Source organism: Acinetobacter nosocomialis NIPH 2119 (assembly GCF_000368085.1).
GTDB lineage: Bacteria > Pseudomonadota > Gammaproteobacteria > Pseudomonadales > Moraxellaceae > Acinetobacter > Acinetobacter nosocomialis.
Genome location: NZ_KB849239.1, coordinates 487,798 through 509,669 on the forward strand (window position 1 = coordinate 487,798; position 21,872 = coordinate 509,669).

Genomic DNA, 21,872 nt, shown 5'->3' on the forward strand with positions numbered 1-21,872 from the left:
ATTGCAGATAAATAAAATGAGAAATGTATGAGCTCAGAAGCACATTCAATAAGCTTAGTTGCTCCAGTAGTGTTATTGGCAGCTGCTGTCATTGCAGTCCCTATTTTTAAACGCATTGGTTTGGGTTCAGTATTAGGTTATTTAATCGCAGGACTGATTATTGGCCCATTTGGTTTTGCATTTTTTCAAGATTCCACAGCAATTTTACATATTGCCGAGTTGGGAATAGTGATGTACCTCTTTGTGATTGGTTTAGAAATGCAACCATCACATTTGTGGAGCCTTAGACGAGAAATTTTTGGTCTTGGTACGTTGCAGATCATTATTTGTGCGTTAGCTTTGACTGGCGTAGGGCTATTGTTTGGTTTCACATGGCAAGTCGCTTTTATTGGCGCGGCAGGGTTTGTACTAACCTCGACTGCGATTGTGATGCAGTTATTGGGCGATCGGGGTGACTTGACTCAACCACGTGGGCAAAAAATTGTAGCCATCTTACTTTTTGAAGATTTATTAATTGTGCCACTACTGGCTATTGTTGCTTTTATGGCACCAAATCATGTAGTCGAAAGCACATCTGTACGTCTGGAAAACATTGGAATTGGTTTACTGGCAATTGCAGGTCTCATTGCGGCAGGCTATTGGTTACTTAATCCGTTATTTAGACTCTTGGCCGCTGCTAAAGCGCGAGAAGTCATGACGGCCGCAGCTTTACTGGTTGTGTTGGGTGCGGCATTGCTCATGCAAGTCAGTGGTTTGACTATGGCAATGGGAGCTTTCTTGGCGGGTGTACTTTTATCTGAATCAACGTTTAGACATCAAATTGAAGCCGATATTGAGCCATTCCGAGGAATTTTACTGGGTCTCTTTTTCCTTGGTGTTGGCATGTCACTGGACTTATCAGTGGTTGCTCAAAACTGGCAACTCATTGTAAGTGGCGTAGTGGCCCTGATGTTTGTTAAAGCGCTCATGATTTATATTGTCGCTCGAGTAACCAAAAGTCCTCATACAGAAGCATTAGACCGTGCTTTACTGATGGCTCAAGGGGGAGAGTTTGCCTTTGTACTTTTCTCTGCTGCATTAAGTGCCCAAGTTATTGATAGTACTGTCAAATCTAACTTAACTGCGATTGTTGTACTTTCAATGGTATTGACTCCAATTGTCGGTATTATTTTTAAACGATTTACTCAAGCTAAAGCAAAGGTTTCATTGGAAGACATCAATATTGCTGATGGACTAAGCGGTAGTGTTTTAATGATTGGCTTCGGGCGCTTTGGGCAGGTCACCAGTCAATTACTGTTGGCAAGAGGCGTAGATGTCACCATTATTGATAATAATACCGACATGATTCGAAACGCTGAAAAGTTTGGTTTTAAAATTTATTATGGGGATGGCTGTCGCTTAGATATTTTACATGCTTCCGGTGCTGCAACAGCACAGGCGATTGTGGTGTGTGTAGATAGTAAGGAAACGACTAATCGAATTGTTGAATTGGTTACTCACGAATTTCCTTTGGCAAAATTATTAGTCCGTTCATATGACCGTGAGCATTCACTGCATTTAGTCAAACAAAAAGTAGACTTTATGATCCGTGAAACGTTTGAATCTGCGATTAAGTTTGGTGGAGTGATTTTACAAGAACTTGGTGTAGATGAAGACGAAGTAGAAAGAATTACCGAGGAAATACGTGATCTTGATAATGAACGCTTTGAGACTGAAATCGCAGCAGATGACGTAAATGCAGGAGTAGGTATGCAATATACCCATACTTATCATCCAAGACCAACTGCACCATTGATTCGACCAAAGCGGGAAGGACGTATTCTAAATAAAGATAATGCCTCAGAGAATGAGGGAACTGATTAGTTATAACGCTCAGTAATGGCTTTAAAAGAACTTTTACTGAGCTTTTCTATAGGAGGAAGTACCTAACAACGAAGTCCTCCATTTACCAATCAAACTGTCTTACTTTAGTAAGTTAAATGGCTAATCATATTAAGTTAACCTAGAGATGCTCTAAGGCTGTGCCTTTAACAGGATTTCTGCGCCAGTAGTAAGGCTGTAAAAATCTAAGGAAAAGTTTCCAAGGTGTTATCCATGCGATTCGACGGTTAGCTTTTTTATTTTGAATAATTTGTTTTGCTAAATACGCACAAACAACTTCAGGAGGGTCAATTACAAAAAAGAATAAGCGTTTCATCTTTTTCCAGTTTTGTATATTGCCATGGGTCCAAGATGAAACTAACAAGTCGGTTGCTACCATACCCGGGCTGAGAGTACCAGTTAAGATAGGAGTCGACTTAGTCTCTTTATAAAGTGCTTTACTAAAATAACTTACCGCCCGTTTAGTTGTCGCGTAGGCAGTCATTCCAGCACTCCATTCGCCATTGCTTCCCCAACCTTCCATGTTAAAGATTTGGCCATAACCTTGTTTAAGCATGCCTTTTAGAGCTACTTGCGAACCGAGCATTGTGCCTAAAATATTAGTCGATATGGTTGTTTTCAATTCATCTGGTTGAAGGTCAATGAGCTCTTTTGTAGGGTGGCAACTACCTGCATTATTAATCCATACATTAACTTGCCCAAAATGCTGAATTGCTCGATCCCACAGTGTTTGTACATCAGCAATTTGTGTCACATTGCAGCATAAACCAATAAATTTCTCTTTATTGAAATGAGTTTCTAAATGAGACAGGGCATGATTAAGATGCTCAACATTTCGTCCCGCTATTACAACGGAACAACCAAGATCTAAAAAAGCATGGGCAAGTGCTAAACCAATACCCTTTGTACTTCCAGTAATGACTACACAACCAGCTTCACAGTTAGATAAACTCATTGAAATCTCTATAAATTTTTAAAACTCAAAGCTATTGAGCAATTTTTCATAAATGAGCGGTTTGCTCTTTTAATAAAAGCAGATAAATAATCGATAAACTTATCATCGAAATATTCATTACGATAGGGTTATAAGGTGAAATAAGTGTAGAGGGTATTAAAAAACCAATTAACAGCAGTAAACCCAATAATCCTAAAATACTTAAATAATGAATATATTTGTGAGGAGAGAAAAGAAATAATAAACCAAAAATCACTTCAGCTATACCACTGCCACGACCTGCAAGTTTTGCATAATCAAAAGAAAGTCCTATCGTTTGCCAGACAAAAATTTCATCAGAGTTAATAAAAATGATTTTAGGAACGACGCCTTGATAAATCCATAAGAAAGCGAGTACAAAGTTTATAAATTTTAACGCTTTAGCATTACCCATTGAGACTCTCTAAAAGTTCAAAATTCTATTTTCATCATAGTAACTATTATGTTTCGATTTAAATTTTTCTTCAATAAAAATGAAATTTGGTTTGTTTTTTTAATCATTTTTTGATTGTTATTTTTTAAGAATATTATTGTATAGAATACGACTAATCTATTTATGTTTTTTTATTAAAACATAGGAGAAGTGCTCCTATGTTTCTAAATTTATGGTTCACTCACTAATCTTGATATATTTTTTAAAATTATATTTCTTAGAAATTCTTTATAATATTCATCTGTGTTTTTATTTGAATGTTGAACTAAATATCCATTAAGTTGGGTAATTATAATAATAGCTCTTTCTTTATATTCTTCTGAAGATATTTCACTATGAATGGGAAGTATAATTTTATATATCAGTTCGAAATTATACTTTTGTATCATTGACAAAAAATCGTAAACATAGGGGAGATGGTCTGAAATAGAAAACACCTCTTTAAATGTATGAGTAATGATCGGTTGTTCTATTTCATACATTATATTGGTGATAATATTCATAAACCGATGTAAAGGAGGTTCATTCACATTTAAATTAATTAAAATTTCAATCCGCTGTATGTAGTCACAAATTAATTTATTAAGTAAAGCTTTTAATAAAAGATCTTTGTTTTTGAAATAATGCTGTAGGGTACTTAAACTAATATTAGATTGGGTGGCAACTCCTCTCATACTAAAACCAGAATAACCTTTCGTAAGAAAAACTATTTCAGCATTTTTTAAGATTTGCTTTATTCTTTCTTGCCCTTTTAGTGTAGTAAAGGACTTCTTTATTTGTATAGTATCAAAGGTATCAATTTTGATCATTATCCAGCCTGTAAGTACTATTTAAAAAAGGCATTCTAAACCATGAAATTAGAAAAATATAAATAAAATATTTAAATTCTATTAAACTAAATATAGGTCATATGACCTATATTTTTATAATTTAGGTCAGGCGACCCAATCTAAAATTAAAAAATAGGTCGAGCGACTTAATTCCTTTTCTTTAGAAATAGTTTAAATAGGTCATTTGACCTATTTAAATAAGAATAAATAGTGTTCAATTTTACATAGTCTATAAATGATTGTATTTGAATAAATATTGACTAATTTTTATTTAAAGAGTGATATTTGTTTTTTTTGATTTTCAGTCATTTTTATAAAGTAGGGGTGGGTATTTAATCTTGTTTTTTAATGGTCTTTAGAAAAAGAATTTTAAATAAGTAAACATAGTCTTTTTGTAATGTATGTATACAAGTTAAATAATTGTTATTAAATTGTGAAAAGAATCACACAATAGTAAAAGATAGTTTGTTTTATATATAAAACAAATTAGCCGTATTTTATTTATCAAGTTTGATTCATTTTGTTCTACAAATCTAATCATTATATATGTAGGTTATGAATATGAAAAACATTCAGAAATCACTTCTTGCAGCATTAATAGTTGCTGGTTATGCGGTAAATACTCAAGCAGCTGTTACTGGACAGGTTGACGTTAAATTAAATATCTCGACAGGCTGTACTGTAGGTGGTAGTCAAACTGAAGGAAATATGAACAAGTTTGGTACTTTAGATTTTGGTAAAACTTCCGGTACTTGGAACAACGTATTAACGGCTGAAGTTGCTTCAGCTGCAACAGGTGGCAATATTTCTGTAACTTGTGACGGCACAGATCCTGTTGATTTTACAGTCGCAATTGATGGTGGTGAACGTACAGACCGTACTTTAAAAAATACTGCTTCTGCTGATGTAGTTGCATATAACGTTTACCGTGATGCTGCACGTACAAACCTCTATGTTGTGAACCAACCACAACAGTTCACTACAGTGAGTGGACAAGCTACAGCGGTGCCAATTTTCGGTGCAATTGCACCAAATACAGGTACAGCAAAAGCACAAGGTGATTATAAAGATACTCTATTAGTCACTGTAAATTTCTAAATATAAAAAGAAATAATTAATTGAGTGACAGGTTTACTCAGAGACGAGTGAACCTGTTTTAAATGGAGGGAAGATGATATTCAATCGCGGTTCAGCATTTATATTTTCATATTTTTTAATTACTTCATTAAATGCGGGTGAAATTGGAGCTAAATTAACAAGTCAAATTGAATTATTACCTTCTTGTTCTATCAATAATAAAGTTGTAGAAAATAATACAGCAAATTTAAATTTTGGATCTGTAGATTTTGGAGAAGCTACAACTGCTTTTAATGGGGTGTTGGAAGCAAGTTTAATAAATAACGGAAATTCCGGCTTACAAATACAATGTGCTGGTATTTCAACTGTAAAAATAATATTTGGATCTGGAAATAATGATAGTAAAGTTCCTATTTCATTCTCACAAAATTATTATCATGCATTAAGTAATGGTAAAGATTTTATCGCTTATAATTTACTCTATGGTTTAAATAAACAAGTCATTAGAGCAAATGATGTTTTTATACTTAATGATATGAATACTAAAAAGAATATCGATATTTTTGGTCAAGCTGTACATGATGGTAGTGGTATATCTAAGGGTGAATATAAAGATATAGTACCAATTACAATTGAGTTTTAAGAAAATGAAATTTTTTTATTTTAAGGCAATGTTGTTGCTATCTATGAGTCAACTTATATATGCAGCTGATCCTCAATTAAATTCGAGTTTTAAAGTTCAAGCTAAAATTGAAAATGGTTGTTCGATAGATAATGTCGAACAAAAGATTGATTTTGGTCAATACTCGGCTTTATCAAAAGATAAAGTGGTTGCTAGTATTATAAATAGTAAAAGTTCTTGGAATATACGCTGTACAGAAAGTTTACCTGTAAGTATTTCTATAGATGGTGGTGAAAATCTACAAAATAATATAAGGCGAATGAGAAATAGCTCATCTTCTAATTATCTACCTTACAAATTATATAATTCGAGTAGTTTGGCTAGTGAATATGTAGTTGGTAATAAATATTTATTGCCTGCTACAACACCTACAAACCGTCTAGCAAATTTTGAAATATATGGTGTCGTTGATTTAGAAAATAATAATGAATCACATGCGGCTGGAATTTATAAAGATACTGTTTCAATAATGATTACATGGTGATTTGTATGAACAATTCTGCATTTATTAAAAATGGCATTTTAAAATCTTTTTTATTTGCAAGTACATTATCACTTGTTACACCTGTGATGGCGCAAGCAACCTTCTTAATTTGGCCAATTTATCCAAAAATAGAAGCCAATGAAAAAGCAACCGCGGTTTGGCTCCAAAATACTGGCAAGACCGATGCGATGGTGCAAATTCGGGTGTTTAAATGGAGTCAAAATGGTTTAAAAGATGACTATAGCGAGCAATCAGAAATTATACCTAGCCCGCCTGTAGCTAAAATTAAAGCAGGCGAGAAGCATATGCTTCGTTTAACCAAAAGTGCCAATTTGCCAGATGGCAAAGAGCAGTCATATCGTTTGATTGTAGATGAGTTACCGATTCGCCTTTCTGATGGAAATGAACAAGATGCTTCTAAAGTAAGTTTCCAAATGCGTTATTCAATTCCGTTGTTTGCCTATGGAAAAGGTATAGGCAGTGGCTTAACTGAAGAGAGCCAAAAAGCGAATGCAAAAAATCCTTTAGCCAAACCTGTTTTACAGTGGTCAGTCCGCAACAATGACAAAGGCCAGTCTGAGCTATATTTAAAAAATAATGGACAGAAATTTGCTCGTCTTTCTGCGCTTAAAACATCAAAAACTGGTCATGATATTTCTTTAGGAAAAGCTGCTTTCGGCTATGTGTTATCGAATAGTACTGTGAAGTTTACCATTGATAAGTCGACTGCAAATGAGTTGTCAAAAACCTCTAAAATTTACGGTGTTGATAGCTCTGGCATAAAACAAGAGTTGATCGAAATCAGCAAAATGGAGGATCCAACATGATCCGTCGGCATAATAATTTATGCAAAAGTATTTTGCTAATTTTGTTGTCGGGTGGTTGCTTAAATATTGCTCTTGCTGGAGATTTACCTCCACCACCAAAAAATATTAATGAGATTAATCAACTTTTTAAATTATATCTGGATTTAGTCGTAAACCAATATTCAATTCAGCAAGTCGTACCTGTTATTGTTAAAAATGATGAGTACTTTATACAAAAGAAAAAGTTGATTGATGAGTTGGAAATTCAAATTCCTCAAGAGTTATTGGCCAACAACCAGACTACTTTAACCAATCAAGATGTTTTAACTTTGGGATTTAGTGGCGATGCGAGTGACTGGATATCTTTAGATAAATTAAAAGATGTGAGCTATGAGTATCAATCATCAAATCAATATTTTAAGCTTAATTTTCCACCCGCTTGGATGCCGACCCAAGTTTTAGGTAAAGACTCATGGTATAAGCCTGTCGTTGCTCAGTCGGGTATAGGGCTGCTCAATAACTATGATTTTTATACTTATAGACCACATCAGGGTGGTTCAACCAGCAGTTTATTTACAGAGCAGCGCTTTTTCTCACCGCTCGGTGTAATTAAAAATTCTGGGGTCTATGTTAAAAATCAATTTAAAAATGAAGGTAATGCCGAGTCTTTAGACAATGACGGCTATCGTCGTTATGACACCTCTTGGCAATTCGATAATCAAAAGAACGCTACATCTTTTGTGCTTGGTGACATTATTACGGGTAGTAAAACGACTTGGGGAAGTTCTGTTCGTCTGGGCGGTTTTCAGATACAAAGAAACTATTCAACCCGACCAGATTTAATTACCTATCCATTGCCGCAGTTTATTGGGCAAGCAGCGTTACCCAGCACAGTCGATTTAATTATTAACGGGCAAAAGACCAGCTCAACAGAAGTACAGTCCGGGCCGTTTATTTTAAATAATGTTCCTTTTATTAACGGTAAAGGGGAAGCCGTAGTGGTCACGACCGATGCAGTCGGACGTCAGGTCACAACAGCAGTCCCGTTTTATATTTCTAATACTTTGCTAAAGCCCGGCTTATTTGACTACTCATTGTCTTTAGGGAAAATCCGTGAAGACTACGGACTTAAGAATTTTTCTTATGGGAAATTTGCAAGTGCAGCCGATGCCCGTTATGGGGTAAATGACTGGTTTACGGTAGAAGGGCGTACCGAGCTTTCTTCAGACTTACAGCTATTCGGTGCAGGGTCTGTACTCAAACTTGCAAACTTAGGTGTACTGAGTGCTTCTTTTAGCCAAAGTAAAGCCGATAAATCTATGTCTGAAGATCGGACGAAAGACTTGGAAGGGAAACAATATACGGTTGGGTACAGCTATAACCGTAATCGGTTTGGTTTTAGTATTAACCATAACCAGCGTGATGATGAATATACCGACCTTTCACGGCTGCAATATAGCAACTTAATTTCAGTGAATAGTAATAAAAGCCTAACTGCTAATACTTACTTTGCCACTAAAAACTCAGGCACCTTTGGTGTTGGTTATATCAATACTAAAGCAAATGACTTTAAAAACCGCTTCTTAAACTTGTCATGGGCGCCTGTTCTACCGACTTATATGAATGGCGTGACTGTTTCTTTAAGTGCCAACCGTGACTTTATTGAAAAAGAGTGGAGTGCTGCATTTCAACTTTCGATACCGCTGTTTCAGCGAAACGCAACTGTAAACTCGGGTTATGCATTTAATAAACAAGGCGATACCGGCTACATTAACTTTAACCGTTCTGTGCCATCCGAAGGTGGTTTCGGTGTCGATTTAACCCGACGTTATAATGAAAATAGTGAAGATTTAAATCAGGCACGAGTCAATTACCGCAACGGTTATATCAATACCGACTTTGGGATGTCTGGAAACCATGACTATAACTATTGGTTTGGTCTATCTGGATCTCTCATTTATATGGCAGGAGAAGTATTTGCTTCAAACCGTTTAGGTGATTCTTTTGCATTGATTGATACCAACCAAGTGCCGGATGTTTTGGTCAGATATGAAAACAGCCTAATTGGCCGTAGCAATAAAAAAGGCCATATTTTTGTGCCATCCGTTACGCCTTACTATTCGGGTAAATACAGCGTCGACCCAATAGACTTACCTTCAAACTTTACAATCACACAAGTTGAACAGCGTATTGCTGCGAAACGCGGTTCTGGCGTTGTGATTAAGTTCCCAGTTCATCAGTCTATTGCTGCTAACGTTTATTTAACTCAAGCAGACGGCAAACCGATGCCTGTAGGTTCTGTCGTGCATAGAGCTGACCAAGAGTCGTCTTATGTGGGAATGGATGGCATTGTCTATTTAGAAAATTTAAAACCGAACAATACCGTAACGGTTCAGCGTTCGGACCAAAGTATTTGTAAGGCAGATTTTTCTGTAGATGTAGAGCAAGCCAAACAACAAATTGTGGTGGTTAAGCCTGTTACGTGTCATGAGGTATCTTTACCATGAATATAAAAACACAAAAATTACTTAGCCATTTATTTATATTTTCTGGACTAATGCTAGCTGGAAATTTGGCTCATGCTGCATGTAATGTGAGTGCTTCTGGTTCATCTTCTATTTCGGTTCCGTCTATCTATTTAACAGAAAACGGTGAAAACTCTTCACAGTTTAATTCAGGTTTGTCATGCACGGGTTTTAGCTTGGCTTTGGCGAACATGACCTACCTAAAATATCGGGTTGAGCAAATGTCGAATTCATTTACCAATGCTCAAACCGGAGAAAAGCTCAATGCTGTTATTTTAGATAGTAACAATGAAATCATAAGCTTAGGCCAAGAAAAAGACATGAGTAGCTTTACGCTGGTCAAACTTTTTAGCGGACCAGATGGTAATTTACCCTTTTATATACGACTTCCGGCTGGGCAAAGCGTATCACCTGGTGTTTATCAGGCTGATTCACCTTTAAAAGTAAAATGGTTTTATTCGGTACCGGGTGTTGCTATTGCTGGCATCGGGATCTTTTTTGAAAGCCCGGGGTTTAAACGTGGGGTATTAGGTATTGGTTTTAACTGGGGAACTGGCGCGGATTCCCTTGGTTCACTCTCAATTACTGTACTTCCAGACTGCCGAATTTTAGCTCAAGACGTAAACTTTGGTACGGCGGCGTTTGCTTCCAAGCTTGAACCTGTTCAGTCGTCTATGGGAATCCGTTGCTCGGTAAATACCCCATACTATGTCAGTTTAAATAATGGACTTTCCCCGCAAAACGGTAACCAGCGTGCCATGAAGTCACAAACGGGAAATACGTATTTAAAATACGATATTTTTAAAAATTCATCGAATGACCGATGGGGCAGTGGTAACGAACGTTGGTCGAGTTTAAACGCAACGGTTAATCCGGGCGTGCATAACGGAGTAACCCAGCAGAGTTATGTGTTTACCACAAAAATTGTCGATGAAAATGCAGACACTGTACCAGCGGGAACGTATCAAGATACGGTTACGGTACAAGTCGAGTTTTAAAAGTTGTGTTGTATGAAAGATAAAAGCTCAGTTCATGGGCTTTTTGTCTTTAAATGAAGTCATTAGTTTTAAAAATTTACTCAAGCTCTAATTGGTCATCATCTTTAGTAATTTTAATCTTTATCTTTTTATATTTCCGTTTATTTGGATCGAGCGCCGAGTTCATTACTTCATCCGCAAAAGGCGGGCACTGCATCAGTTTGGCATAAGCTCTATAGCCGATGCGTATACGAGTAGGTGGGCAATCGGTTCTTTTTGAATAGTATTCAATGAGAGAGTTCAGTTCTTGTAATAAAGTTTGCTGTTCCATCATACATACTTAACAATTCGATAACTCAAGCATAATAGATTTAAACCTTTAGGTGTGTAGCTATTTATCATACGGATCCCTTAAAATTGTGATGTGTTTCTCTAAAATGAACAATATATGTATCAAGTTTGTTTTCATATTTATACCTGATGTTTTTTTAATCGAACTGTCATAATGAAAGGCTAATTTGAGGCTATAACAAAAACAAATGAAGATTGTTGCGAACAATAAAAGCAAGAAGCAATTTTCAAGTAAAGCTGGTCTGTTGTAATTAAGCTAATTCGAAAGAATTGGCTTTTTTGTTTTAATACATTCTATTTAAAGAGTTTTTTGGAAATATTATTTTTAATAAAAATAGCTAGTTGAGAATATACATTTTCAGTGAAAGTTTTTAGTTATCAAGTCATCAATATTGATCATGAACAGCAGTTATTGCTGGCTTTTATTTGCTATGAAGATCAGCCGATTATGACTTCTGTTTACTACCGCCATATAGATGGAACGTCAATTCAATACAACGGAGATATACTTTTTGAAGTAACCAGCCTTCAAGAAGAACCACTGATTACACCTGATAATTTTTCAATGAATGTACCAAATACTTTTCGCTGGGCTGCTTATCACAATAATCAAAAAGTTTTAGATATTTCAGCTCAAGTCGACACTCCATATTGTTTTGGATTGGCTGCTGGTTTTGTTTCTTCCTATGCGTGGCAAGGTGAATTCTATGATCAGCCATTAGTGGGAAGGGGTTATCTCGAATATATAGATCGCCGATAAATTTTATTATTTAAGAAAGTAAAGTGAACACTGCATAATTAAATGCAGTGTTGGTACTTCACGGGTATTTTAGATTTGAGAACTTTCTTTATATTTCACTCAACGTATCTTTAACAATTTTAAAGGCTGGAGACATTAACCGACGACTTGTATAGAACAAATAAAAAGGCGGTAAGGTGACTGCGTGTTGTTCCAATAAACTGACCAACTTTTTATCTTCTAAAGCTGGTTTAACTAAAAAATATGGCAAATAAGCTATAGCACAACCATCGAGTACAGCATCAAACATTTCATCTAAACTGGTCATAACCAGTTGAACAGGGCCTCTAAAAAATACACTTTTATTTTTATCTTTAAATTCCCACGCCATTAGAGAGTTATCGGTTAAAAGTCGTATATAGATGCCTTTGTGTTTTTTAAGGTCGTCTATAGATTTCGGTGTTCCATACTTGTCTAAATATTCAGGTGAGGCAACTAAGCGAAAAGGAATTTCTTTACTAATCGGAACTGCAATTAAATCTTTTTCGACCAAGTTTCCGACACGTACTCCGGCGTCATATCCTTCTTTTGCTATATCAATTCGTCTGTTTTCAGAAGTCAGTTCCAAAGATATATCGGGATACTGTTTTACAAGCTTTTTAAGCTTTGGCCATAAATAATATTTAATGGTAAATGCATCGGCAGAAATACGTACATGACCACTGGGTAGGTCTTTCATAGAGCTAATTTGTTCTATGCCTAAGTCAATATTTTCAATGTTTTGACCGACGAGCTCAATAAGCCGTAAGCCTGCTTCTGTAAGGGTGAGGCTACGGGTAGAACGGTTTAATAATTTTATACCTAACTGTGCTTCAAGATTATTAATACTCTGGCTTACAGCAGATTGGGTAACGCCCATATATGCGGCGGCTTTTGTAAAATTTTTAGTTTTTACTACTTCAGAAAATGTTTTTAAATCATTCAGATTAATTTTCATGATTCATAAGTTTTGCTAATAGCTACGATCGAATTATAGCATCTAATCACGCTAATCATTGCTTGTTAATATGCCTTTAACAAAGTCAACACAGATGAGTTGATTATTGCAGGTGATAAGGTCGGTGGGTTTGGTTCATATCGAGATAGTTCGGAAATTTATGGACGAGCACGTTCAGAAAATAAAGAGCTTGTGATTGTAGAAGGTTGGTCTCACTACGACTTATATGAAAAACCTGAACCTGTCGCACAAGCAAAGATCATCCCATTTTTTCAAAAAAATATCTGAGTTAAGCTTATAAAGGAGCTAACAATGAATACTGTTAAATTTCAAAATACGAATGGCCAAGATATTACTATGGCAGCAAATATTCACTACCCATCAAACTTTGATGAAAAACAAAAGTATGCAGCTATTGTTGTGGCTCATCCGGGCGGTGGAGTGAAAGAGCAGACCGCAGGCCTATATGCGTCTAAGCTTGCTGAACAAGGTTTTATTGCAATTGCATTTGATGCGTCTTATCAAGGTGAAAGTACAGGTTTACCTCGCCAGTTAGAAAACCCTTACATCCGTACCGAAGACATTAGTGCAGTGATTGATTATCTAACAACCTTGAGCTATGTCGACCAAAACCGTATTGGTGCTATGGGCATTTGTGCGGGTGGTGGTTATGCTGCAAATGCAGCAATCAATGATCGCCGTATTAAAGCAGTAGGTACGGTAAGCGCCGTTAATATTGGTTCAATGTTTAGAAATGGTTGGGAAAACACGGTTAAAGATGCAGATGCCTTGCCATACATTCAAGCGGGTTCAGATGCACGCACAGCCGATGCAGCGAGTGGAAATATTGCAACCATTCCGCTTGCACCTTTAAAAGAAGAAGATGCCCCGAATGAAGAACTTCGTCAGGCATGGGAATACTACCATACGCCAAGAGCCGCGCACCCTAACTCTCCAGGGTTTGCCACAACGCGTAGCTTGACTCAGCTTATTACTTACGATGCGTACAATAAAGCTGAAGCTTTCTTAACTCAACCGTTGGTTGCGATTGCCGGAAGTGTGGCAGGAAGTAAGTGGATGAGTGAAGATTTAATTCAACGTGCTGCAAGTCAGGACAAAACCTTACATATTGTTGAAGGTGCAAACCATATGGAATTATATGATATTCCTCAATATGTAAATGAAGCTTCGAGCGTACTTGCTGATTTCTTTAAAATGAAATTGTAAGTGAGTACTGTTTAATAAGTAAAAGTCCTGTGGTGGGCTTTTACTTATTAAAAGTTAATCAATAAATTGTATAATTTAGCTTAAGCATTGAGCATAATATTAAGACACACTTTATAAGCATTTATAGGGTTTGAGTGTGTTAGCATGATTTTCTACATCTCTAGATACTTATAGTATGACGAAATCTGAACCGCAGTATATATCTGGGCAGTTTCAATTTTCCTTTCTATCTTTAAAATATTGGGGTATCTGGTTTACAGCTTTTATTCTAATGTTTCTTGCGTACTTGCCTTGGGCAATCCAGTGGCGCTTAGCAAAACTTTTTTCAAAAATTGCTTGGACATTGTTGGCTTCTAGAAAGAAAACGACTTTAAGAAATTTAGGTGCATGTTTTCCGGAAAAAACACCTGAGCAAATTGAAGCTAAGGCTAAGTTAGTCTTTACTGATACGATGATTGGAATATTTGAAGCTTTAAATGCTTGGTATTGTCCTGCATGGTTTAAAAAAAGAGTACATATTGAAGGTTTGGAGCATCTAGAAAAAAATCGAGACAAAGGTGTTTTGCTATTAGGTACACATAGTACCTTGCTTGACGCTGGAGGCGCTGCTTGTACTTTATTTTTTGATATGGATGTTGTCTATAGACCTCAAAACAATCCTTTTATGGATTTTTTAATTCATCGTAGTCGCGCTAGGGTTTATAAAAACCAAATTGCAAAAGACAATATGCGTAGTTTAATAAAAAAATTAAAAAACGGGCATGCAATTTGGTATAGCCCAGATCAGGACTTTGGTTTAAAGCAAGGCGTCATGGCATCATTCTTTGGTATACAGGCTGCAACAGTCACTGCACATCGAAGACTCATGGATATTTCTAACGCTGTTGCAATACCATTATATTTCTACAGAAGTGGGGATATCCGAGATCCTCAATATAATGTACTGGTAGAACCTAAACTTGAAAACTTTCCAAGTGAGTGTGAAGTGAATGATGCTGAACGCGTCAATAAAATTATTGAAAAACAGATTCGCATCGCGCCAACACAGTACATGTGGTTTCATAGAAGGTTTAAAACTCGCCCTGTGGGGGAGGCAAAGTTCTACTGATGCAAGCTAATTCACTTAGTCGAAAATGAATAGTTTTAATGAGATGCTTTTTAATGAATAAAATTTAAGACATGAGAAAAAATATGGATATTGAGATGAAAAAATATTTTGATGTGGCCGAAAGTGTTTATGAAAATATAAGTTTAAAAAAACATCCGAACAAGAATTTAGTGGATTGTCTCAATAACCTTTTAGTCGAGATCAAGAAAGAAGCGGCTATTAATAACTTAAAGCTAAAGTATAGCGCTATCGATTTTGAAAGCTGTTTAAATCGGCCCATGAAAGAGCGTCTTATTAAAATCGATTTAAGTCTATTACCTAATTTTGATAATAAATATGAGTTTATACTTTGGTTGGCAAATTTTATAAAAAGTATTTCTGTATCTAAAACTGACTATTTTTAAAAATACTCATATCTTTTAAAGAGCCAAAGCAGCTTATTTTATAAACCCAAATTAACAATAAATTTTAATTATTTATCCTTACTTTTTAATGCTCTAATTTAAAGCAAATGTCATTTTGTATGCTTGACTGTAATAGAGTTGAGCACTATTCTTTGCCTGCTGGCCACATTGCCAGTCGACTTTGACAGGTCGGATACCCAAAGCACACGAAAAAGTCTTTCTTTTTTGTGGGCGTCCCTGCGTGCCCCCTCTGCGGCGGAACGGGAGGGGGACACCTTCGGGTGTGCTGATCTTTTGGGTATCAGTCTGTCAACCTTCTCTCGTTTCGCCACCATTATTTGACAGTAATGTGGTGAAGCTTCTTTATTACCCAAAGGAGTTCGCACATGCGTACTAATTCTTCTTTATTGGCTTTCGCCAAATTTTCTCTGCCCATACCACTTAAAAAGTCTATAAAACGGTTTAATCGACTCTAGGTTTTCTACGCCTTAAAAATCGTTACGACCAAAAATCATAGCAACAATAAACCCGAGATAGGCGAGCACACCATTATTGTGCGGCTTATGCATGTCTGTATTCAGCACTCAATTTAAGAGTGACGGCATTTCTATCTCTTTTATATACAACAAAAAATTATTTTAATTGGTAAAACTATGCCACGTTATTTAGAAACGCCTTCTAAAAAATTACACATTATTCGAACGGCTATACGTCTATTTACAACATATGGATTTCATACCGCAGGCGTAGACCTGATTGCCAAAGAGTCCAAAATTCCGAAAGCTACGCTTTACAATTACTTTCGCTCAAAAGGAGGTCTCATTGAAATATGCCTTTTACTTCAAAAAGACACACTCATGGAAAAAGTAAGAGAGGTGATAGAAACAACCCAATATTCCACTTTAACCGATAAACTCAGACAAATTTATCTTTTACATGCCGACTTAAATAGCGCTTACTACCTATTGTTTAAAGCAATTTTTGAAACTAAATCACTTTATCCTTATGCTTACCAAAGTGCCGTGCGTTATAGGCGTTGGCTAAAAAATGAGGTTTTCTGCCTCATGGTAGAAACTAAGAAAATGACTTCTTATGCAGAAGCAGAGATTTTGGTATTTATGATAGATGGGGCAATTTTAGGGCTTTTGACCTCAGACAGAGTTGAAGAACAAACCAAGTTGTTAGATTACTTTTTGGTGAGGGTTAATTAAATTTATTCATCTAAAGAATTACTATTTAGAATGAATAAACTTATTTTGTTATGCTGGGCGTAAAATTGCACTGGAATGTTTTTGCGTTGAAGAGAGCGTAAATTTATTTAAGCTGAATATTCTTTTAGATTTAGTACCTTAAAAGCTCCTTGAAGAAAAGGAGCTTTTTAGTTCTTTTTGTTTTATTTAATAAAATAATTCATCCATATGGTCACTAATTTTTTCTTGAAGAAATGAGATTAGTTTGGCACATTGCTCATAAGTATTATTTTCGGCAAGCGTTATAGCACAGTAAAACGATAAACCTTAGAGTATAACTATGAAGCTTAAAGAATTAGCAGGTTGTGAGGAGTGCGATACCGTCTATCGTAGAGTCCCGCTTGCTTACGGAAAAAGAGCTTATTGTGTCTGCTGTGGTGCGGAACTTTATCGGCATACCAAACCGTTTACCACGTTGTTAGCTTTAATTTTAACGGCCTTAATTGTATTTGTGATTGCCAATAGTTTTCCGATTGTAAAAATTGAGTTGCAAGGCAACATATCCGAAACCACTTTACTTGGTGCCGTATGGGTGATGTTTCATTATGATCGGGCCTTCGTCGGTGTCCTCATTTTAATCACTACATTTATAGTGCCGCTTTCATATTTGTTATTAATGGCTTATGTCCTTGGTACGGTGAGTGTATTTAAAAGACGCCCCAAGTTTTTAGTCGGTGCCTTACGTACACTTTATTTTATGAGAGTGTGGGGAATGGTTGAGGTGTTCCTAATTGGAATTTTGGTCACTCTCGTAAAGTTAATGGGTATGGTACTGGTTATTCCCGAAATTGCCTTGTGGGCATTTGCGGTCTTAAGCCTATTAATGGTTTATATTACATCCATAAAAGTCAGTGACATATGGAACGAAATTGATAGGTCACAATTATGAAAACAATAAAAAATGTGACTACAGTGAAAACCGAAAATACCGATACGGTTCTAAAGCAATATCCAAGAGCCAAAGATCTTTCACTTATATTGTGTCACTGCTGCGGGTTATTAAACTCATCAAAAGTAGATAAAACGGTCGCTGGTAAAAAACATCAAGTTTTACGCTGTGTGAGATGCCACAGTGTGCTGCACCAACGTAAACCGGGAAGTTTAAACCGTACCTTTGCTTTAGTGGTTGCTGCAACTATTCTTTATATACCGGCAAATGTGCTGCCCATGACGGTGACTGACTCTCTTTTAGGAAGTCAGCAAGATACCATTATGAGTGGCGTGATTTACTTTTGGCAAAATGGAGACTATTTGGTGTCGGTGGTCATTTTTATGGCCAGTATTTTTATTCCGATGCTTAAGCTATTTATTTTGTATTTCCTGTTATTGGTTGTATATATACAGTCATCGGCAGCTTGGAAATTTGCGCCTGAGCAATGTATTAAACTTTATCGAATTGTAGAATTTGTCGGGCGTTGGTCTATGATTGACGTGTTTGTGGTCGCTTTATTGACTGCTCTCATTCAAATTCAATCGCTTGCCACTATTTTAGCAGGGCCGGGTTCTATCGCCTTTGGTGCAGTTGTGGTTTTGACCATGTTTGCATCTTTAAGTTTTGACCCACGTATTATTTGGGATAATTTTTATGCATCTCAAAATACGAATAAACCCAATCAGTTTTCCTCGGAAAAAACCACAATTATTCAGGCAGAGCACTCGTCCTTGAATAATGATTCCATTAATCCCAGTCAATAAAAGAAAAATGAGTATGTCTGAAAACAAAACAACCAGCGGTACCTCAGATCATCATGAGACAGATGTTGAACTGGAAAACATGAATGATTTACCAGAACCTCAAGAAAAGAAAAATCGGTGGAAACCTTTACTCATCTGGATTGTCCCACTGGTTGCACTTTTAATTGCACTTTCACTCGCGGTGAAAGCGTTACTGTCGAATGGGCCAACGATTGAAGTGTCTTTTCGTACAGCCGAGGGTTTAGTCGCAGGTAAAACAACAGTTCGCTATAAGCAAGTGGATATTGGGGTGGTACGGCAGATTGCTCTTGCAGAAGATCGTTCGCGCGTTATTGCACGTATTGATTTACGTAAAGATGCAAGCAACTTTGCTGCCCAAGATTCACGGTTTTGGGTGGTGCGACCACGCATTGGGACGAGTGGAGTTTCAGGCATAGATACTTTATTGTCGGGTTCATATATTGAAGTGGATGGCGGGAAATCACCCGAGAAAAAACTTGAATTTACGGGGTTAGAAATACCACCCGTTATTACCTCAGATGTCCCGGGCAAAGTATTTTTCCTAAAAGCTGATGATTTAGGGTCTTTAGATATCGGTTCACCGATTTATTATCGTCGAATTAACGTAGGACAAATTACCGCTTATAACTTAGCCGATGACGGTAAAAGTGTAGAGCTTCAGACTTTTATTCGTGCGCCGTATGATAAGTTTGTAACAACAGACGCTCGTTTTTGGCAGGCAAGTGGTATAGACGTCACCTTAAATGCTTCAGGCTTTAATTTAGATACTCAGTCGCTTGCAAGTATTGTCGCTGGTGGTATTGCGTTTGGTTTCCCTGAAAATTCAAATGCAACTGTAGCAGCCAATAAGAGTCACTTTAATCTTTGGGACTCAAAAGCTGAGGCATTAAAAGAACCAGATGGACAACCGCGTGGCGTGATTATGTACTTCGATCATTCATTACGTGGGTTAGCAGTTGGTGCACCAATCGACTTCATGGGTATAGAAATTGGTAGTGTTAAATCAATTAATGCAGAGTTTTATAACAACTATAAGCAGATTCGTATGCGTGTTGAGGCGGTAATTTATCCGTCACGCGTTGAAAATGGCTTGGCACTCAATCCAAACAGTGAAATTTTCAAAGATTTTGTTGAGCATGGATGGCGTGCACAAATGAGAACGGGCAACCTCTTAACAGGCCAAAACTATATTGCGTTAGACAAGTTCCCTAAAGCTAAACCGGCAACTTTACAAACACTAAATGATGGTCGTGTAGTGATTCCAACCACTGCAACAGAGCTAAGTGGTTTGCAGGCGCAGGTTTCTCAAATTGCTGACAAGTTAACCAAATTCCCGTTAGTAGAAATTGGGCAGGATGTTCGTAAAACGCTTAAGAACATGAATACAGCTATTGAGTCAACTGACAAGCTGGTTAAACAGTTAGACGGTAAAGTCGCACCTGGTTTACAGGCAACCTTAGACGATGTTCGTAAAACTGTAAGATCGTCCGAGTCTATCTTGTCGAGTGATGCGCCGTTACAACAAGACGTACGTAAAGCACTGCAACAGATGACTCGTGCGGCTGCTTCTTTACAGCTCATGTCAGATTATATTGAGCAACATCCTGAATCTATTATTCGTGGTAAGAGACCAGAGGCCAACGATGAAAAATAAAAAGAACCAATCATTTCAACACTCTCAAGTAGCCAAATGGCTGCTTGGGAGTGGGGTACTTTTAACAGCGGTTGCTATGACAGCCTGTTCTAGTTCGCCAACGCCAAACTACTATACGATTAGCCCTAAAGTAACTCCGGCAGTTAACTCAAGTATTCGAGTTATTGAAGTTCTACCGGTTGGACTTCCAGACCGTTTAGATCGTGCGCCTTTGGTGCTACAGGACAGTAATGGCAAGTCAACAGTATTGGATAATGAGCGTTGGACTTCGACTATGAGTACACAATTACGTGATACCTTGTCGGCGGGTTTACAGCAAAAGTTAGGCGCTATTGATAGCTATAGCAGTGGGCTTGCTGGAAATAATCAGCCTTTATACCGAGTTTCTACAGACTTTTCTCATTTCGATATTGTAGATAACAGCAATATCAATGTTGCAGTGTCTTGGGTGGTGAAGCGTCAAATACCGCCTACTCAATTAGAATCATCTAATCCAAAAGTCATCACGAATGCGGGTTCGCAGCTCAATTGTCGAATTGCTTTTAAGCAGCCGATTGATCAAAAAGCTAAAAAACTTGAAGCAATTGTTAGTGCTTCAAGTGAGGCAATGAGCCAAATTATTAATACGGTTTCTTCTTCCATCTTGGCGCTAGATTCAAATAAAAAAGTAGTCGTCAACAATGGTATTTGTTCGTAGCAAGTTGTTTTAAAAAAACCTTTATCTGCCTAAAAACAGATAAAGGTTTTTTTATTTTAGTTGCCTCTATAGGTTGAGTAACCGTAAGGGCTGAGCAGTAACGGAATATGGTAGTGATTTACACTGCCGTCCACTTTAAAAATCACGGGTACTTCGCTAAAGAACGTTTGCTGTTTGTTCTTTTTAAACCATTCTTCAGTTTTAAACGTAACTTTATAAACACCTTGTTCTAGTTTTTTATTTTCCGGATAGAGCGCAGTAATACGACCATTTGAGTCTGTCACTTGTTGGTTGAGTTTCACCCACTGGTTATTGGTGTTCTTCTCCAAAACCACTTCAACCTGAGAAGAGGGTAAACCTGTCTCTAGGTTTAATACATGCACGCTAAGCGGATTGGTTTGTGCAAATGTAGCTGAGGCTATAAATAAAGAAGATAAAGCAATAAATGATTTATTCATGTGATGTAGCTCCTTATGAGTTAAAAACGGTTTCAATGGCTTTGCTTGCACACTGATTGTCATTTTGCGCGCCGCCAGCACCCGCAACCCCAATTGCGCCGATCACTTGGTTCTCAAAACGGACAGGTACGCCACCGCCTAACAAAAGTAAATTTGCTACGGTGGTTAAATTTTTTGCATCGGGGTTTTGGTTACTGTTTTGGCTTAAAACTAAGGTCGATGTTTTGGTCGATAACGCGGTATATGCTTTTTTCTCGGCAGCCATTAAATTATGCGGGCCAACCAACTCATGCCGCTCGGCAGTTAAAGTATTACCGCCACGATCTACGACAACGACCGCAATATTTTGATTTAGTTGTTTACATGCCTGTTTAGCACTGTCGGCTAACAGATGGGCGGTTTTAAGATCTAACGAATAAACTTGATTCAAAGCAGGAGGCTGTGCAAAAGTACTATTTGCAAATAGCACTGTTGTGAGTAGCAGCCAGTTTATTTTGTTCATAATGATTGCCTCTATGTCGCTTTGAAAATCTTAAACAAATTGCCTAATTTCAAGCATGACAATCACATTACAAAGTTGTC

At 37.0% G+C, this 21,872-nt stretch carries 22 protein-coding genes and 2 pseudogenes; 17 read left to right on the forward strand and 7 right to left on the reverse strand.

Going from position 1 to position 21,872, the window contains the following annotated elements:
* Positions 1-27: 27 nt before the first annotated feature.
* Positions 28-1,863, forward strand: coding sequence for a monovalent cation:proton antiporter-2 (CPA2) family protein (locus F984_RS06350; protein WP_004707961.1), 1,836 nt, complete (start codon positions 28-30; stop codon positions 1,861-1,863).
* Between the two features lie 139 nt (positions 1,864-2,002).
* Here the strand turns inward: F984_RS06350 and F984_RS06355 are convergent, their stop codons facing one another.
* The 3 genes from F984_RS06355 to F984_RS06365 all read right to left on the reverse strand — a co-directional run bounded on the left by F984_RS06355 (position 2,003) and on the right by F984_RS06365 (position 4,117).
* On the reverse strand, positions 2,003-2,836 hold the full coding sequence (locus F984_RS06355; RefSeq protein WP_004707963.1) for an SDR family NAD(P)-dependent oxidoreductase: 834 nt from the start codon (positions 2,834-2,836) through the stop codon (positions 2,003-2,005).
* 46 nt (positions 2,837-2,882) lie between these two features.
* Positions 2,883-3,269 (reverse strand): DoxX-like family protein, encoded by a 387-nt coding sequence (locus F984_RS06360; RefSeq protein ID WP_002049193.1) that lies wholly within the window; start codon positions 3,267-3,269, stop codon positions 2,883-2,885.
* Positions 3,270-3,478: 209 nt separating this feature from the next.
* Positions 3,479-4,117, reverse strand: coding sequence for a TetR/AcrR family transcriptional regulator (locus F984_RS06365; protein WP_004707965.1), 639 nt, complete (start codon positions 4,115-4,117; stop codon positions 3,479-3,481).
* Between the two features lie 582 nt (positions 4,118-4,699).
* Between F984_RS06365 and csuAB the strand changes: the two genes are divergently transcribed.
* From csuAB to F984_RS06395, 6 genes are all read left to right on the forward strand, one after another.
* Entirely contained in the window at positions 4,700-5,236 is a 537-nt protein-coding gene (gene csuAB, locus F984_RS06370; protein ID WP_002049140.1) for a Csu fimbrial major subunit CsuAB, read from the forward strand.
* A 73-nt stretch (positions 5,237-5,309) separates the two neighbouring features.
* Positions 5,310-5,858, forward strand: a complete 549-nt coding sequence (locus tag F984_RS06375; protein WP_004707967.1) for a spore coat protein U domain-containing protein — start codon at positions 5,310-5,312, stop codon at positions 5,856-5,858.
* A gap of 4 nt (positions 5,859-5,862) precedes the next feature.
* Positions 5,863-6,381: a Csu type fimbrial protein gene (locus F984_RS06380; protein WP_004707969.1), complete on the forward strand. Its 519-nt coding sequence runs from the start codon at positions 5,863-5,865 to the stop codon at positions 6,379-6,381.
* The gene (gene csuC / locus F984_RS06385; RefSeq protein WP_004707971.1) at positions 6,375-7,208 is read left to right on the forward strand and encodes a Csu fimbrial biogenesis chaperone CsuC; all 834 of its coding nucleotides are present in this window, start codon (positions 6,375-6,377) and stop codon (positions 7,206-7,208) included. The genes F984_RS06380 and csuC overlap by 7 nt, the downstream gene beginning before the upstream one ends.
* A complete protein-coding gene (gene csuD / locus F984_RS06390; protein ID WP_004707974.1) occupies positions 7,205-9,694 on the forward strand; it encodes a Csu fimbrial usher CsuD in 2,490 nt (829 codons plus the stop codon). The genes csuC and csuD overlap by 4 nt, the downstream gene beginning before the upstream one ends.
* A complete protein-coding gene (locus F984_RS06395) occupies positions 9,691-10,710 on the forward strand; it encodes a Csu type fimbrial protein (protein WP_004707976.1) in 1,020 nt (339 codons plus the stop codon). Before csuD ends, F984_RS06395 begins: the two co-directional genes overlap by 4 nt.
* A gap of 76 nt (positions 10,711-10,786) precedes the next feature.
* On the opposite strand, the gene F984_RS22925 is transcribed toward F984_RS06395, so the two are convergent.
* Positions 10,787-11,020, reverse strand: a complete 234-nt coding sequence (locus F984_RS22925) for a hypothetical protein (RefSeq protein ID WP_025469101.1) — start codon at positions 11,018-11,020, stop codon at positions 10,787-10,789.
* Positions 11,021-11,401: 381 nt separating this feature from the next.
* Here F984_RS22925 and F984_RS06405 point away from each other — a divergent pair.
* A pseudogene (locus F984_RS06405) lies at positions 11,402-11,800 on the forward strand (DUF6670 family protein); the annotation flags it as partial.
* Positions 11,801-11,888: 88 nt separating this feature from the next.
* On the opposite strand, the gene F984_RS06410 reads toward F984_RS06405, so the two are convergent.
* Complete coding sequence (locus tag F984_RS06410) at positions 11,889-12,776, reverse strand: LysR family transcriptional regulator (protein WP_004707981.1); 888 nt, start codon at positions 12,774-12,776, stop codon at positions 11,889-11,891.
* Positions 12,777-12,875: 99 nt separating this feature from the next.
* On the opposite strand from F984_RS06410, the pseudogene F984_RS0103730 reads away from it, so the two are divergent.
* The 9 genes and pseudogenes from F984_RS0103730 to F984_RS06450 all read left to right on the forward strand — a co-directional run.
* Positions 12,876-13,064 (forward strand): annotated as a pseudogene (locus tag F984_RS0103730) (alpha/beta hydrolase); the annotation flags it as partial.
* A 24-nt stretch (positions 13,065-13,088) separates the two neighbouring features.
* Positions 13,089-14,003, forward strand: a complete 915-nt coding sequence (locus tag F984_RS06415; RefSeq protein WP_004707983.1) for an alpha/beta hydrolase — start codon at positions 13,089-13,091, stop codon at positions 14,001-14,003.
* Between the two features lie 175 nt (positions 14,004-14,178).
* Positions 14,179-15,111 carry an LpxL/LpxP family acyltransferase gene (locus F984_RS06420; RefSeq protein ID WP_004707985.1) on the forward strand — a complete coding sequence of 311 codons (933 nt, stop codon included), beginning with the start codon at positions 14,179-14,181 and terminating at the stop codon, positions 15,109-15,111.
* Positions 15,112-15,194: 83 nt separating this feature from the next.
* Entirely contained in the window at positions 15,195-15,515 is a 321-nt protein-coding gene (locus F984_RS06425) for a hypothetical protein (protein ID WP_004707987.1), read from the forward strand.
* A 653-nt stretch (positions 15,516-16,168) separates the two neighbouring features.
* Positions 16,169-16,726 carry a TetR/AcrR family transcriptional regulator gene (locus F984_RS06430; protein WP_004707989.1) on the forward strand — a complete coding sequence of 186 codons (558 nt, stop codon included), beginning with the start codon at positions 16,169-16,171 and terminating at the stop codon, positions 16,724-16,726.
* Positions 16,727-17,045: 319 nt separating this feature from the next.
* Positions 17,046-17,654 (forward strand): paraquat-inducible protein A, encoded by a 609-nt coding sequence (locus tag F984_RS06435; protein ID WP_002049163.1) that lies wholly within the window; start codon positions 17,046-17,048, stop codon positions 17,652-17,654.
* On the forward strand, positions 17,651-18,460 hold the full coding sequence (locus F984_RS06440) for a paraquat-inducible protein A (protein ID WP_004707991.1): 810 nt from the start codon (positions 17,651-17,653) through the stop codon (positions 18,458-18,460). The genes F984_RS06435 and F984_RS06440 overlap by 4 nt, the downstream gene beginning before the upstream one ends.
* Before the next feature lie 7 nt (positions 18,461-18,467).
* Positions 18,468-20,135, forward strand: a complete 1,668-nt coding sequence (locus F984_RS06445; protein WP_002049115.1) for a PqiB family protein — start codon at positions 18,468-18,470, stop codon at positions 20,133-20,135.
* Positions 20,125-20,832 (forward strand): PqiC family protein, encoded by a 708-nt coding sequence (locus tag F984_RS06450; RefSeq protein ID WP_004707996.1) that lies wholly within the window; start codon positions 20,125-20,127, stop codon positions 20,830-20,832. The genes F984_RS06445 and F984_RS06450 overlap by 11 nt, the downstream gene beginning before the upstream one ends.
* Before the next feature lie 56 nt (positions 20,833-20,888).
* On the opposite strand, the gene uraH is transcribed toward F984_RS06450, so the two are convergent.
* Positions 20,889-21,290 carry a hydroxyisourate hydrolase gene (gene uraH / locus F984_RS06455; protein WP_004707998.1) on the reverse strand — a complete coding sequence of 134 codons (402 nt, stop codon included), beginning with the start codon at positions 21,288-21,290 and terminating at the stop codon, positions 20,889-20,891.
* 13 nt (positions 21,291-21,303) lie between these two features.
* A complete protein-coding gene (locus tag F984_RS06460) occupies positions 21,304-21,792 on the reverse strand; it encodes a GlcG/HbpS family heme-binding protein (protein WP_004708000.1) in 489 nt (162 codons plus the stop codon).
* Positions 21,793-21,872: the final 80 nt, after the last annotated feature.

Excerpts from the sequence above, each read along its gene's own strand:
- F984_RS06415 (WP_004707983.1), top strand. The coding sequence starts at position 13,089 with ATGAATACTGTTAAATTTCAAAATACGAATGGCCAAGATATTACTATG.
- F984_RS06420 (WP_004707985.1), top strand. The coding sequence starts at position 14,179 with ATGACGAAATCTGAACCGCAGTATATATCTGGGCAGTTTCAATTTTCC.
- F984_RS22925 (WP_025469101.1), bottom strand. The coding sequence starts at position 11,020 with ATGGAACAGCAAACTTTATTACAAGAACTGAACTCTCTCATTGAATAC.
- F984_RS06430 (WP_004707989.1), top strand. The coding sequence starts at position 16,169 with ATGCCACGTTATTTAGAAACGCCTTCTAAAAAATTACACATTATTCGA.
- uraH (WP_004707998.1), bottom strand. The coding sequence starts at position 21,290 with ATGAATAAATCATTTATTGCTTTATCTTCTTTATTTATAGCCTCAGCT.
- F984_RS06360 (WP_002049193.1), bottom strand. The coding sequence starts at position 3,269 with ATGGGTAATGCTAAAGCGTTAAAATTTATAAACTTTGTACTCGCTTTC.
- F984_RS06365 (WP_004707965.1), bottom strand. The coding sequence starts at position 4,117 with ATGATCAAAATTGATACCTTTGATACTATACAAATAAAGAAGTCCTTT.
- csuAB (WP_002049140.1), top strand. The coding sequence starts at position 4,700 with ATGAAAAACATTCAGAAATCACTTCTTGCAGCATTAATAGTTGCTGGT.
- F984_RS06410 (WP_004707981.1), bottom strand. The coding sequence starts at position 12,776 with ATGAAAATTAATCTGAATGATTTAAAAACATTTTCTGAAGTAGTAAAA.
- F984_RS06435 (WP_002049163.1), top strand. The coding sequence starts at position 17,046 with ATGAAGCTTAAAGAATTAGCAGGTTGTGAGGAGTGCGATACCGTCTAT.
- F984_RS06425 (WP_004707987.1), top strand. The coding sequence starts at position 15,195 with ATGGATATTGAGATGAAAAAATATTTTGATGTGGCCGAAAGTGTTTAT.
- F984_RS06445 (WP_002049115.1), top strand. The coding sequence starts at position 18,468 with ATGAGTATGTCTGAAAACAAAACAACCAGCGGTACCTCAGATCATCAT.
- F984_RS06380 (WP_004707969.1), top strand. The coding sequence starts at position 5,863 with ATGAAATTTTTTTATTTTAAGGCAATGTTGTTGCTATCTATGAGTCAA.
- csuD (WP_004707974.1), top strand. The coding sequence starts at position 7,205 with ATGATCCGTCGGCATAATAATTTATGCAAAAGTATTTTGCTAATTTTG.
- F984_RS06440 (WP_004707991.1), top strand. The coding sequence starts at position 17,651 with ATGAAAACAATAAAAAATGTGACTACAGTGAAAACCGAAAATACCGAT.
- F984_RS06355 (WP_004707963.1), bottom strand. The coding sequence starts at position 2,836 with ATGAGTTTATCTAACTGTGAAGCTGGTTGTGTAGTCATTACTGGAAGT.
- F984_RS06395 (WP_004707976.1), top strand. The coding sequence starts at position 9,691 with ATGAATATAAAAACACAAAAATTACTTAGCCATTTATTTATATTTTCT.
- F984_RS06375 (WP_004707967.1), top strand. The coding sequence starts at position 5,310 with ATGATATTCAATCGCGGTTCAGCATTTATATTTTCATATTTTTTAATT.
- F984_RS06350 (WP_004707961.1), top strand. The coding sequence starts at position 28 with ATGAGCTCAGAAGCACATTCAATAAGCTTAGTTGCTCCAGTAGTGTTA.
- F984_RS06450 (WP_004707996.1), top strand. The coding sequence starts at position 20,125 with ATGAAAAATAAAAAGAACCAATCATTTCAACACTCTCAAGTAGCCAAA.
- F984_RS06460 (WP_004708000.1), bottom strand. The coding sequence starts at position 21,792 with ATGAACAAAATAAACTGGCTGCTACTCACAACAGTGCTATTTGCAAAT.
- csuC (WP_004707971.1), top strand. The coding sequence starts at position 6,375 with ATGGTGATTTGTATGAACAATTCTGCATTTATTAAAAATGGCATTTTA.